Source organism: Streptomyces sp. NPDC058632 (assembly GCF_042717095.1).
GTDB lineage: Bacteria > Actinomycetota > Actinomycetes > Streptomycetales > Streptomycetaceae > Streptomyces.
In genome coordinates, this window is the sequence record NZ_JBHXQZ010000063.1 from 35,081 (window position 1) to 47,358 (window position 12,278).

The 12,278-nt window shown below is 73.5% G+C and carries 11 protein-coding genes and 1 pseudogene; 5 read left to right on the forward strand and 7 right to left on the reverse strand.

Translation table 11 applies throughout. The annotated features are described in order from the left end of the window. The first annotated feature begins 5 nt into the window (after window positions 1–5). Window positions 6–821, forward strand: a complete 816-nt coding sequence (pssA, locus tag ACFWVE_RS23210) for a CDP-diacylglycerol--serine O-phosphatidyltransferase (protein WP_384017082.1) — start codon at window positions 6–8, stop codon at window positions 819–821. A 119-nt stretch (window positions 822–940) separates the two neighbouring features. Here pssA and ACFWVE_RS23215 read toward each other — a convergent pair whose 3' ends face one another. After that, window positions 941–2,059 (reverse strand): glycerate kinase, encoded by a 1,119-nt coding sequence (locus ACFWVE_RS23215; RefSeq protein WP_384017085.1) that lies wholly within the window; start codon window positions 2,057–2,059, stop codon window positions 941–943. Window positions 2,060–2,440: 381 nt separating this feature from the next. On the opposite strand from ACFWVE_RS23215, the gene ACFWVE_RS23220 reads away from it, so the two are divergent. Beyond that, window positions 2,441–2,944 carry an NUDIX domain-containing protein gene (locus ACFWVE_RS23220; protein ID WP_384017045.1) on the forward strand — a complete coding sequence of 168 codons (504 nt, stop codon included), beginning with the start codon at window positions 2,441–2,443 and terminating at the stop codon, window positions 2,942–2,944. 110 nt (window positions 2,945–3,054) lie between these two features. Then, window positions 3,055–3,309, forward strand: coding sequence for a hypothetical protein (locus ACFWVE_RS23225; RefSeq protein WP_384017048.1), 255 nt, complete (start codon window positions 3,055–3,057; stop codon window positions 3,307–3,309). Window positions 3,310–3,334: 25 nt separating this feature from the next. Here ACFWVE_RS23225 and ACFWVE_RS23230 read toward each other — a convergent pair. The 3 genes and pseudogenes from ACFWVE_RS23230 to ACFWVE_RS23240 all read right to left on the reverse strand — a co-directional run. After that, a pseudogene (locus ACFWVE_RS23230) lies at window positions 3,335–3,823 on the reverse strand (methylated-DNA--[protein]-cysteine S-methyltransferase); the annotation flags it as partial. Window positions 3,824–3,829: 6 nt separating this feature from the next. Further along, a complete protein-coding gene (locus tag ACFWVE_RS23235; RefSeq protein WP_384017050.1) occupies window positions 3,830–5,359 on the reverse strand; it encodes an AlkA N-terminal domain-containing protein in 1,530 nt (509 codons plus the stop codon). Window positions 5,360–5,414: 55 nt separating this feature from the next. Further along, window positions 5,415–7,391 carry a heavy metal translocating P-type ATPase gene (locus tag ACFWVE_RS23240; protein WP_384017053.1) on the reverse strand — a complete coding sequence of 659 codons (1,977 nt, stop codon included), beginning with the start codon at window positions 7,389–7,391 and terminating at the stop codon, window positions 5,415–5,417. Window positions 7,392–7,463: 72 nt separating this feature from the next. On the opposite strand from ACFWVE_RS23240, the gene ACFWVE_RS23245 reads away from it, so the two are divergent. After that, the gene (locus ACFWVE_RS23245) at window positions 7,464–7,826 is read left to right on the forward strand and encodes an ArsR/SmtB family transcription factor (protein ID WP_384017056.1); all 363 of its coding nucleotides are present in this window, start codon (window positions 7,464–7,466) and stop codon (window positions 7,824–7,826) included. 237 nt (window positions 7,827–8,063) lie between these two features. Here ACFWVE_RS23245 and ACFWVE_RS23250 read toward each other — a convergent pair whose 3' ends face one another. Next, on the reverse strand, window positions 8,064–8,723 hold the full coding sequence (locus tag ACFWVE_RS23250; RefSeq protein ID WP_384017058.1) for a ScbR family autoregulator-binding transcription factor: 660 nt from the start codon (window positions 8,721–8,723) through the stop codon (window positions 8,064–8,066). Window positions 8,724–9,284: 561 nt separating this feature from the next. Here ACFWVE_RS23250 and ACFWVE_RS23255 point away from each other — a divergent pair. Then, entirely contained in the window at window positions 9,285–9,965 is a 681-nt protein-coding gene (locus ACFWVE_RS23255) for an HAD family hydrolase (RefSeq protein WP_384017061.1), read from the forward strand. A gap of 28 nt (window positions 9,966–9,993) precedes the next feature. On the opposite strand, the gene dhaL is transcribed toward ACFWVE_RS23255, so the two are convergent. Then, on the reverse strand, window positions 9,994–10,668 hold the full coding sequence (gene dhaL, locus ACFWVE_RS23260) for a dihydroxyacetone kinase subunit DhaL (RefSeq protein WP_384017064.1): 675 nt from the start codon (window positions 10,666–10,668) through the stop codon (window positions 9,994–9,996). Between the two features lie 76 nt (window positions 10,669–10,744). Then, window positions 10,745–11,743, reverse strand: a complete 999-nt coding sequence (locus tag ACFWVE_RS23265) for a dihydroxyacetone kinase subunit DhaK (protein WP_384017067.1) — start codon at window positions 11,741–11,743, stop codon at window positions 10,745–10,747. Between the last annotated feature and the right edge of the window lie 535 nt (window positions 11,744–12,278).

A 12,278-nucleotide genomic window follows, 5' to 3' on the forward strand; every position in this document is an offset into this window, starting at 1 on the left:
GCTGGGTGCCCGGCGCCGACGAGACCGACGACGAGGAGGAGATGCCCCTCTCTCTCCGCCTGTCGATAGCCGACACCCTCACCCTCGGCAACGCCACCTGCGGCTTCATGGCCGTGTACTTCACCACCACCGGCATCCTGATCCCGCACCTCATGGGCAGCCAGGAGACCGGGATGGCCCGGCACAGCGCGGCCACCGCCGTGATCCTCATGCTGTGCGCGGCGGTCTTCGACCTGTTCGACGGCCTGGTGGCCCGCAAGCTGCGCTCCTCCCCCATGGGCGCGGAGCTCGACAACCTCTCGGACCTGATCAGCTTCGGTCTGGCGCCGGCGTACTTCGTCCTCGTCTACGGCATGGTCGCGGACGACGCGCACCAGAAGGTGGCCGCGGTCGGGGCGATCGTGGTGCTGCTGGCGGTGGTGCTGAGGCTTGCGAGGTTCTCCTGCGTCACCGTCAAGGACGGCACCTTCCAGGGCATGCCGTCCCCGTTCGGCGCGCTGACCGTCGTCTCGATCGTGCTCCTCGAGCTGCCGTTCGTGGCGACGGTGCTGGCCGTGCTGGGCACCGCCTGGCTGATGGTGAGCCGGGTCGAGTACCCGAAGCCGCGGGGCCCCCTCGCGGTCGCGATGCTCTCCTGGATCGTGCTGGCCATGGGCCTGCTGGCGGCCTGGGCCTTCGACGCCCCGGGCGGCCAGCTGCTCCTGCAGACCGGCTGCGCGCTGCAGCTGGTGCTGGGCGCGGTGATCCCGCTGTTCGCCACGGCTCGCCGGGTGAACAACTTCCGCGGCAATCGCCGCGAGGCGAGGGCGGCGCAGCCGTAACGCCTGCCGCTTCGGGCCCCGGACCCTGTGGGGTCCGGGGCCCTTTGCCGTGCGGGCACCCGGCGTGGGGGCGGGCCCTGCCGGGGCCCTGCCCCCTGGTAGGGCGCGACCGGGCGGCCTCAGCTCAGGAAGTCCCGGGCGATCCGCTCCGCGGTGCGTTCCAGGAGCGGGCCCGCCTCCGCGACGCACGTCGCCACGTCCGGCTCGAGATCGGTCAGCGCGTACGCCCGCCGGATCCCCGCCCGCCCCAGCTCCTGCGGCGCCAGCGCGAGCCGCCCGCACACCGCGACGACCTCCTTGCCGGCGGCACGGGCCGCGGCGGCCACCCCCGCCGGGGCCTTGCCGTGCAGGGTCTGCTCGTCCAGCGAGCCCTCCCCGGTGATCACGAGGTCGGCCCGCTCCAGCGCCGGCGCGAAGCCGAGGACGTCCAGCATGACCTCGATACCGGGCCGGAACCGGGCTCCGAGGAGCAGCGCGCCGTACCCGATGCCGCCGGCCGCGCCCGCACCCGGCGAGGCGGCGAACTCGGCGGCCCCGGCCCCGGCCGGCTCCTCCAGCACCTTCACGAAGTGCGCGAGCGCCGCGTCCAGCCGCCCTACGTCCTCCGGGGAGGCGCCCTTCTGCGGGCCGTAGACCGCCGGGGCGCCCTTCGGGCCGGTCAGCGGGTTGTCGACATCGCTGGCGAGCACGAGCTCGACCTCGCCGAGGCGCGGGTCCAGGCCCGACAGATCCGCCGAGGCCAGCCCGGCGAGACCGGCGCCGCCCGGCGTCACCGGCTCGCCGTCGGCCTTCAGGAAGCGGGCGCCCAGCGCGGCCAGCATGCCGGCGCCGCCGTCCGTGGTGGCGCTGCCGCCGACCCCGAACACAAGGGTGCGCGCGCCCGCGTCGAGCGCGGCCGTCAGCAGCTCGCCGGATCCGTACGTGGACGCCGTCAGCGGTGCGAGGACACCGCCCGGCAGCCGCGCGAGTCCGCTGGCCTCCGCCATCTCCACCACGGCGGTGTCGCCGCGCAGTGCGAACGCCGCGGTGACCTCGTCGCCGAGGGGACCGGTGACCCGTACCTCCCGCCGGTCGAACCCGGCCGCGACCGCCGCGGCCACCGTGCCGTCGCCTCCGTCGGCCACGGGCAGCGCCTCGACCTCGAGGCCGGGCACCACCCGGCGCAGCCCGGCGGTCACCCGCTCGGCGACCTCCACCGCCGTCAGCGACCCCTTGAACTTGTCCGCGGCGACGAGCACCCGCCGCACCGGCGCTTCCGACTGCGCCGATCGCTTACCACTCACTGCGTCGTCCGCCACTTCCGCCATCCCTTGCTCTCCGGGCCCGTCCGCATGCCGGGTCGGCCGCGCCACCACCGGTCCCAGGGTCTGTCCGGCAGATCATGCCGGAGACGCGGGGGCCGGCACGCCCTCCTCCGGCTTGACCCGCCGGACAGACCCTAGCCCTCGGCCCCCGGACCGTCATGTCCCTGCCCAGCCCGTGGAACGGCCTCGGCGTGCGGAGCCCCCGGCGCGTGCGCCGTCCGGTGCCGGTCGCGGAACCGGCATGTGCTGCCGTGCGCCCTGGCCGGCCGGGCTTCCGCCCGAGGTGGGGCCGTTCGCCGCCACTACCCTTCCCGCATGACCATCGCTCAGGACGCTCAGGACTACGCCACCTATATCGCCTCGCTCCCCCGGGTCCTCGCCGGCGCCGCCGCCCTCTTCCGGGACGGCGAGGGCCGCGTACTGCTCGTCGAGCCGAACTACCGTGAGGGGTGGGCACTGCCCGGCGGCACGATCGAGTCGGACGAGGGCGAGACCCCCCGGCAGGGAGCCCGGCGCGAGACGGCCGAGGAGATCGGGCTCGACCGCGAGCTCGGACGGCTGCTCGTCGTGGACTGGGTGCGCGGCCCCGGACGGCCGCCGGTGGTGGCCTACCTGTACGACGGCGGGGTGCTCGGCTCGGACGACCTCGCCGCGATCCGCCTCCAGGAGTCGGAGCTGCTGTCCTGGCGGCTCGTGCCGCGCGAGGAGCTGACAGGCCGTCTCCCCGGTTCCCTCGGACGTCGTGTGCTGGCCGCCCTGGATGTCCTCGCCGACGGTTCGGGCACCGCGGAGCTGGAGGACGGCCATCGAGCGAACTGAGGCGAACGAAGCCGGCCGAAGCCGATGCCGAACCGATCGGGACTCGACGGAGTCCGGAAGTCCGCCGGGCGCCGCGATGAACGCCCTGTGACACCACGACGACGCCTTACGTGACGGACGGCATCGGCATGGCCGCCGCGGACGCCGGCACCATCCGCTACGACACGGTGGCCGTGGCGCTGTCCGTGCTGATCGCCGGCCCGGTGGCGGACCTCGTCCTGACCGTGGTGATCGTCGTGCTCGACTCCGGGACGGTGCTCGGGAACGACGAGGGACGCCGCGACGCGCGGACCGCGGCGGGTGGCGCGTTCACCCCCGGGCGGTCCCCGTCCGTCGCCCGTGTCCCCCCGGTACGGGGCCCCTGACGGGGCCGGGGAGCAGTGGCTGCCGGAACAGGCCCGGGCCCCGCTCGAGCTCCAGCAGTCGCTGCTTGCGGTGCAGACCGCCCCCGTACCCGGTGAGGCCGCCGCTCGCGCCGATGACCCGGTGGCAGGGGATGACGATGCCGATCGGGTTGCGGCCGTTGGCCAGCCCCACGGCCCTGGACGCCTTCGGATTTCCGAGGTCCTCGGCGAGTTCACCGTAGGTGCGGGTCTCGCCGTAGGGGATGCGCGTCAGCAGGTCCCAGACGCGGCGCTGGAACGGGGTGCCGTGCGGGCGCAGTTCCAGGGTGAACTCCTTCAGCCCGCCCGCGAAGTAGGCCTCCAGTTGTTCCTCGGCCTCGGCGAAGGCCCTCGCGCCGTCGACGCGGTCTCCGAAGGCCTCCTCCGCAGGGCGGTGGCGCTGGTCGGTCATGTAGAGGCCGCACAGGACGCCGCCGTCGTCGGCGACGAGCGTCAGCGGGCCGTACGGGCTGTCGATCACGGTGTGCTGCTTCATACGTCCTCATGTCGGCAGGATGTTGATCGGGTGGCTGTCCGTCGCCCACAGGTACTGCACCGCGTACGCCCGCCAGGGCCGCCAGGCCGCCGCGTGTGCGGTGAGCGCGGCGGGGGTGGAGGGCAGGCCGAGTTCCCGGGCGGCGCGGCGGATGCCGAGGTCGGTGGGGAGGAAGGCGTCGGGGTCGCCGAGGGCGCGCATGGCGATGACGTCGGCGGTCCAGGGGCCGAAGCCCGGGAGGGCGAGGAGCTTCGCACGGGCCTCGGGCCAGTCGCTCTCGACGCCCAGGCGCAGGCTGCCGTCCACGAGTGCGCGCACCAGGGTGGTGAAGGTGGCGCGGCGGGCGCGGGGCAGGGCCAGGGTTTCGGGGTCCAGGTCCGCGAGTGCCTCGGGCGAGGGGAAGAGGTGGGTGAGTCCGCCCTCCGGGTCCGGGTCGTGCACCGGTTCGCCGTACGCGGTGACCAGGCGGGCCGCGTGGGTGCGGGCGGCCGCGGTGGAGACCTGCTGTCCGAGCACGGCCCGGACGGCGAACTCCGCCTCGTCGACCGCACGCGGGACCCGGCGTCCGGGGGCTTTGTCCACGAGGGGTGCGAGAACCGGGTCGGTGCGCAGCCGGTCGTCGACGGCCACCGGGTCGGCATCCAGGTCGAGGAGGCGGCGGCAGCGGCTGATGGCGACGGTGAGGTCGCGCGGGTCGGTGAGGGTGAGACGGCAGGCGATGTGGTCGGGCCGCGGGGCCAGGGCCACGAAGCCGTGCCCGTGCGGCAGCCGCAGGGTGCGCCGGTAGGCGCCGTCCCGCCATTCCTCCACGCCCGGTACGGCGGTGGCGGCGAGGTGGCCGAAGAGGTTGTCGGGGGTGAGCGGGGCCCGGAACGGCAGGCGCAGCGACAGAGCGGCGGGGGTGCCGGTGGCCGCAGGGGTACCGGCGGGGCCGGGGGGTGCGGCAGGACCGGACGTCCGCTTCGGCGCGCGGGCGCGCAGATCGCTCGGGGCGAGGGCGAAGACCTCGCGCACGGTGTCGTTGAAGGTACGGACGGAGGAGAAGCCGGCGGCGAAGGCGATCTCCGCCATCGGCAGGTCCGTCGTCTCGATGAGCAGCCGCGCGGTCTGCGCGCGCTGGGCCCGCGCGAGGGCGAGGGGCCCGGCGCCCAGCTCGGCGAGCAGTTGGCGTTCGACCTGTCGGGTGCTGTAGCCGAGCCTGGCGGCGAGGCCGGGCACGCCCTCCCGGTCCACGATCCCGTCGGCGATCAGCCGCATGGCGCGGGCCACGGCGTCGGCCCGCCGGTTCCACTCCGGTGAGCCGGGGCTGGTGTCGGGACGGCACCGCTTGCAGGCCCGGAACCCCGCCTGCTGGCAGGCCGCCGCGCTCGGGTGGAAGACCATGTTCTCGGGTTTGGGCGGTACCACCGGGCAGCTGGGCCGGCAGTAGATGCCGGTGGTCAGGACCGCGGTGAAGAACCAGCCGTCGAACCGCGCGTCCTTGGAGCGCACGGCACGCACGCAGCGTTCGTTGTCGGTGTGCATCCCCTTCTGCATGGGTCAAGCATCGGGCACGGACCGGGCCCGGTCTCGCGGGAATCCGACGTGAACCTCAGCCGGCCTGCGCCGCCCCGGTTCGCCACGCCGACTCGCGCAGCAGCCGCAGCCCGTTGAGGCCGACCAGGACGGTCGAGCCCTCGTGGCCGGCGACGCCGAGCGGGAGCGGGAGGTGGCCGATCAGGTCCCACAGGACCAGGACGGTGATGGCCGTGCCGGCGATGACGAGGTTCTGCACGACCAGTCGGCGGGCGGTCCGGGACAGCCGTACGACCGCGGGCACGGCGGCGAGTTCGTCCCGCACGACGACGGCGTCCGCGGTCTCCAGGGCCAGGTCGGAGCCCGCGCGGCCCATGGCGATGCCCGCGTGGGCGGCGGCGAGGGCGGGCGCGTCGTTGACGCCGTCGCCGACGAACAGGACCTTGCGGCCGGCGTCCTGGAGGTCCCGTACGGCGTGCACCTTGGCCTCGGGCAGGAGGCCGGCGCGGACGTCCGTGAGGCCGGTCCCGGCGGCCACCCGGGCGGCGGCGCGCGCGTTGTCGCCGGTCAGCAGGACGGGCGCGGTGCCGGTGAGGGCGGTCAGCGCGGCGGTCGCCCCGGGGGCGTCGGGGCGGAGGCGGTCGGTGAGGGCGAGGGTGCCGACGGGGACACCGTCGCGGGTGACGTGGACGAGGGTCTCGCCGCCGTCCGGTCCGAGCAGCCGTTCGCCCGTCTCGGCAGCCTTCCGGTCCGCGCCGACTGCCGTCTCCGCGTGGCCGACGGTCACGACGTGTCCGGCGACGGTGGCGGTGACGCCGCGGCCGGGGGTGGCCGTGAAGTCCGTGGCGGGGGTGAGGGGCAGGGCGCGGGCGCGGGCGGCGGCCACCACGGCACGGGCCAGCGGGTGCTCGCTGGCGTGCTCGGCGGACGCGGCCAGGGCGACCAGGGCGTCCTCGTCGAGGCCGGAGCCGGGCAGCGGACGTACGGCCCTCACCTCGGGGGTGCCTTCGGTGAGGGTGCCCGTCTTGTCGAGGGCGGTCGCGTCGATCTCGCCGAGGCGTTCCATCGCGACCGCCGACTTGACCAGGACGCCGTGCCGTCCCGCGTTGGCGATGGCGGAGAGCAGGGGCGGCATCGTGGCGAGCACGATCGCGCAGGGCGAGGCGACGATCATGAAGGTCATCGCCCGCAGCAGGGCGTCGGTGAGGTTCTCGCCGAAGGCGAGCGGGATGCCGAACACCGCGAGCGTGGCGGCCACCACGCCGACCGCGTACCGCTGTTCGATCTTCTCGATGAACAGCTGGGTCGGCGCCTTGGTCCGGGACGCCTCCTCGACCAGGGCGACGATGCGGGCGATCACCGAGTCGGCCGGGTCGCGTCCGACCCGCACCCGCAGGACGCCGGTGCCGTTGAGGGTGCCGGCGAAGACCTCGTCGCCGGGGCGTTTGACGACCGGCAGCGACTCGCCGGTGATGGTGGCCTGGTCGGCCTCGCCGACGCCGTCCAGGACGGTGCCGTCGGCGCCGATGCGCTCACCGGGGCGGACCAGCAGGACATCGCCGGGGGCGAGGTCGGCGGTGGGTACCGACTCCTCGCCGGTGCCGGTCAGCCGGGTCGCCGTGGCGGGCGCGAGGTCGAGCAGTCCGCGTACGGAGTCGGCGGTGCGGGCGGTGGCCAGGGCTTCCAGGGCGCCGGAGGTGGCGAAGATGACGATGAGCAGGGCGCCGTCGAGCACCTGGCCGATGGCGGCGGCGCCGAGCGCGGCGACGATCATCAGGAGGTCGACGTCGAGGGTCCTCCCGCGCAGCGCGCGAAGCCCTTCGAGGGCCGGTTCCCAGCCGCCGCACCCGTAGGCGACCGCGAACGGGACACCGCTCACCCAGCCCGGCGCCCCGCCGAGGTCCAGTGCGAGACCGGCCAGGAAGGCGACGAGCGAGGCGAGCGCCCACCGCGCCTCCGGGAGGGCGAGCACGCGGGTGCGGCGGCGCCCCGCCGGGACACCGGTGGACGGCGGGGGCGCGGGAGCGAGAGTCATGGACACGGACGCCACCATACAGGAACACATGAAGACTCATTCATCTGTTCATTCACTCAGGTGTTCGTGACCGGTGGGTAGGATGTCCGTATGGGTCATGGAGCCGTCATCCCCGCGCAGGACGACGCCGAGCGTGTCCGCCTCGACGCGGACAATGTCGCGAAGGTCGCCACCACGCTCCAGGCCCTGTCCACTCCGTCCCGGCTGCTGATCCTCGCCCGGCTGCGCGAAGGGCCTCTGCCGGCCACGGAGTTGGCGGCGGAGGTGGGCATGGAGCAGTCGGCCTGCTCGCACCAGCTGCGGCTGCTGCGCAACCTGGGCCTGGTGGTGGGCGAGCGCCGGGGCCGTTCCGTGGTGTACGCGCTGCACGACCACCATGTCGCCGGGCTGCTGGACCAGGCGGTGTACCACGTGGAGCATCTGCGTCTCGGGATCACCGACGCGGCCGGGTGACCGCGCCGGTCCCGTGGGAGCTCGCTGCTTGCTGCTCGGGCCGGCCGCCCGCTCCGGTCGGTGAACTCCCCCGCCGCGGGCCGCCGTGAGAGCGCCCTCCCCTCGTCCGTGAACAGCGGGCGCGGACCGCGACTGCCGGCGGAGGGAAGCCTGCGGGGCGGGCCCGCGGTCGCGTGGACCCGCCCCGTGACCACGGCGCGGAACTCCTGCCTGCCGGAGCCGGGCGGGTCGGCTCCGTCAGGCGTGGCACGGAGCCGGGTCCTCCCGCTGCGCGGGCATCCCCGCCCGTGCCCGGGCGAGCAGAGCGGCCGGGTCGGGATCCGCCTGCAGGAACCGCAGTACCAGCATCCACCACTGGTCGAGCCGCTCCCTCCAGTTCCGCCCGCCCGGCATCTCGTCGGTCAGGGTGCAGAGCCCGAAGAACGCGCACACGAGCGTCACGGCCGCGGCCGACGGCTCGACCCCCTCCGCGAGTTCGCCTCTGGTGCGGGCCTGTGCGAGAAGCCGGGTGGCGGCCACCGACCAGGCGTCGAACGGCGTGGGTACGTCGGCCTCGATGGTGCGGCGTTCCGCCCACAGCCGTGCACCGGCACGTGCGACGACGTCCTCACTGAGGGACTGCGCGACCCGGAAGCTGAGACCGACCAGCTTCTCCAGCGGAGGGACGCCGGGCCTGGCGTAGACGGCGTCGAGCTGCGGCCAGGTGGCGAACTGCTCGCGGACCACGGCCAGCGCCAGCTTCTCCTTGCTGGAGTAATGGAAATAGATCGCCCCACTGGTTCTTCCCGAGTGATCACTTATGTCGTTGACACTCGTTCCCGCATATCCCCGCTCGACGAATAGATGTGCTGCCGATTCCAACAGCACTTTGCGGGTTGCACGCGCCCTGTCCTGCACTCCAGTTCCACCTTCGCTCAAACGCGCCAACGCTATGACGGGAAAATCCAGGCACCACCCGTTGAGGCACATGAGCAGTGCGCGAAGATCTTATTATTCTTCGACCATGCGCGGGAACGGGCTGTAACGCACCCCGGGGTGGGCCCCGCCGAACAGAATCGTTTCAGCTGAGCGCGGGAACCCCGCCCCGACCGACGCCGCGGCACACCGGAAACAGCTTTCACCAGGCGTGTTGAACGTCCCCCAAGCGCTCCGACTTCTTTCTCCGTCCCGCGAACGAGAGGCCGACGACCTCCGGCCGGGACATTCCCTTGTACCCGAATTGGTGATTGCGGAAATCGAAGAAGCGAAATTAACGTAACGACCACGATGTTTTTGGGGATCGCCCGAAAACGACGACCCGCGTCCGCCACAGCGCGCTCCGTCACGCTCGCACGACCGCGGCAGCCGTACGGGATCCCCCGTCACCACTCGTGTCCGCGAGTGGATCACTCACATCCCGGTACACGCCTGCGCCCCGGCACCGAACCGGTCGGCGCGGCCTTGGAGAACGGCAGTGGCATGACAGTTCATCGCATCCTTTCCTGGTCACCCGCCGCCATCGTCTTCGACTGCGACGGCACCCTGATGGACACGGAACAGCACTGGCAGGAGGCCCGGAGCATCACGTTCCGGGCGTTCGGCCTCAAACCGCCGGCCGGGTTCGCCGAGCGGGCGAAGGGCATGCACTACACCGAGTGCGGCGCGCTCATGGCCGAGGAGACCGGGAAGCCGGGCCTCGTGGAGGACCTGACCAGCACACTCCTCGACACCTTCACCACACTCGTCGACCAGGACCCTGTCACCATGCCGGGCGCCGCCGCCCTGGTCCGGCTGGCCGCCCGCCACCTCCCCCTCGCCGTGGCGAGCAACTGCCCCCGCGAGGTGGTGGAGTCGTGCCTGGACCGGGCCGGACTTCTCGGCTGCTTCGGCCACGTCGTGGTCGCCGGCGAGGACGTACGGCCGAAGCCGCAGCCCGACGTCTACCGGGTGGCCGCCCGTCTCTGCGGCGTGCCGCCCGAGGAGGCGCTGGCCGTGGAGGACTCGTTGACCGGCATGGAGTCGGCCCGCCGGGCGGGACTGCGCGTCCTCGGCATCGGACCGTGCCCGCCGGGGCCGGAGGCGGAGAAGGCCGACCTGTGGGTCGCGAGCCTCGCCGACGGTGAACTGCTGTCGTGGGCCCACAGCCGGATCGGCGCGTAGAGGGCACCGGGCCCGGACGGGGAAACGTTCAGGCGGTGGGGAGATGAGGCGCCAGGGTGTGCACGGTCGCGGCGGCGGAGGCGAAGAACAGGGCAACGCCCACCGCCCCGGGATCCGGGATGCCTGTCACCCGGTCGCCCAGGTAGCTCGCCCGGCCCCTGCGCGCCGTCAGGGACGCGGTGTCCCGCACCCCCTGCCATGCGCCGTCCGCCGCCGCGGCCAGGGCCGCCGCGGGCGGAGTGCCCTCCGCCGCCCGCAACGCGGCGGCGGCCGGGGCCAGCGCATCGACGAGTGTTTTGTCCCCGGGCGCGGCACCGCCCACACGGCGGATGGCGGCCAGGCCCTGGGCGGTGCCTTCGGCGAGCGCACCCGTGGTCAACCCGCCGCCGGGGTCGGCGGTGGAATCGGCGGCCCTGCTCAACGCCTGGAACAACAGACCGAACAGGGGGCCGCTGGTCCCACCGATCTCGTCGAGGAAGGCGGTGGCCACAACTCCCAGCTCCTTCGCGGAGCCGACCGAACCTCCCGTCCGGTCGAGCAGCAGCCCGGCGGCCCGGACCCCCGCGGCGAGATTGGTCCCGAAGTCGCCGTCTCCCGCCTTCTGGTCCAGCTCGGTCAGCTCGGCCTCGGTGGCGTACACCGATGCGGCGAAGCGACGCATCCAGTCACGGGTCTGCGCGGTGTCGAAAGCGGCGGTCGTCATGATGCCGTCCTCCTGCTCCTGTCACGGGCCGTCGGGCGCGGACCCCCTCGGCCCCTGACCACTGACCACTCACCACTCACCACCGCCACGCCGGGGTGTGGACCGGCGCATCGTAGAAGTCCAGCACCCTGCGGTCGGCGACCATGAGGGTCAGGGAGAAGCCCCGCATGTCGAGTGCCGTGACGTAGTCGCCGACGAGGTGCCGGGCGAGCCGGACCCGCCGGGCGTCGAGGACGCGGCCCAGCTCGCCGAAGATGCCGTACAGCTCGAGCGACGTGACCGAGCCCAGACCGTTGACCAGGGCGACGACCGGATCGTCGGGTCCGGGGCGCAGTACGTCCAGCAGCGCCCCCGCCATGTCCTCCACCAGCACGCCGACCTGTTTCTGGCTGCGGGTGCGGTCGGCGCGTTCACCATGGATACCGACGCCGTACTCCAGTTCGCCGGACGGCAGCGCGAAGGCCGGCTCACCGGTGACCGGTGCGTGGTGAGCGGCGGAGGCGACGGCAAGCGTCCGGCATCGGCCTGCCACAAAGGTGCCGAGTTCCACCAGTGCGTCGAGCCCCATTCCGGTGTCCGCGGCGCCGCCCAGGACCTTCTCCACCAGGACCGTGGCACCCGTGCCGCGGCGCCCGGCGGCGATGTCCTCGGAGTCGGAGGCGAGGTCGTCGTCGACGAGGACCCTCCCGCAGGCGATCCCCGCGTCGGCGAGCCGCTCGGCCGCGATACCGAAGTTGATCCGGTCGCCCGTGTAGTTCTTCACGATGTGCAGCACGCCGTGCGGCCCTGCCACCGCGCGGGAGGCCCGGAAGATCTGCCGGTTGTGCGGAGAGGCGAAGACCCTGCCGGGGCAGGCGGCATCGAGCATGCCCGCACCGACGTATCCGGCGTGCAGGGGTTCGTGTCCCGACCCGCCACCCGAGAGAAGCCCCACGGCCCGTGTCGGCGCGGGGTGCCGGGCGGTGACGTATCCGTCCGCGGGGTCGTAGTCCACGAGGTCCTCGTGAGCGCGGGCGAATCCGGACAGCGCGTCGGGGACGAGTTCACCGGTGCCGTTCTCGAAGTACCTGGTCATGTACGGCACCCCTTCCGTCCCCGGCGGCGAGGCCGGACGAGTCGGCCTCCGGACGAGGCCTCCATGGTGTGGGTGACACGACGTGGACGGCAACTCGCGCAGCGTACCGACCGGGAAAGCGGGCCCTGCGTGTCGGCCGATCGGGTCATGGAGGGGACGCGCCGACCGGTTCCCACACGCTCCTGAGCAGGGCGTCCCGGCGAAGGCGAAAGCGCTGTCGGCGTCCGGTCCCACGTCACCGAAGCCGAAACCGCTCCCCTGCTGAAGTCCGCCGGCAAGCCGCTGGGGCGTTCACTCGCGGGTTCGACGACCCCCGATCCGAACGTCACGGAGCACGCGGTCGGTGCGCCCGGAACCCCCCAGCGGTCCGCCAGGGGTGACACGCCTCGCACCGCTCGGGAACCGCACGGCCTTCGACGACGCGCTCGCAGGCGGGCTGCGCGTCGCAGTGCTCCAGGCCGCTGCGGACCACCGGCAGGGTCCGGTGGGAAGCGACTTGGCCGCCGCGTCCCAGCCGTGGAGCGCGCCGGACGGC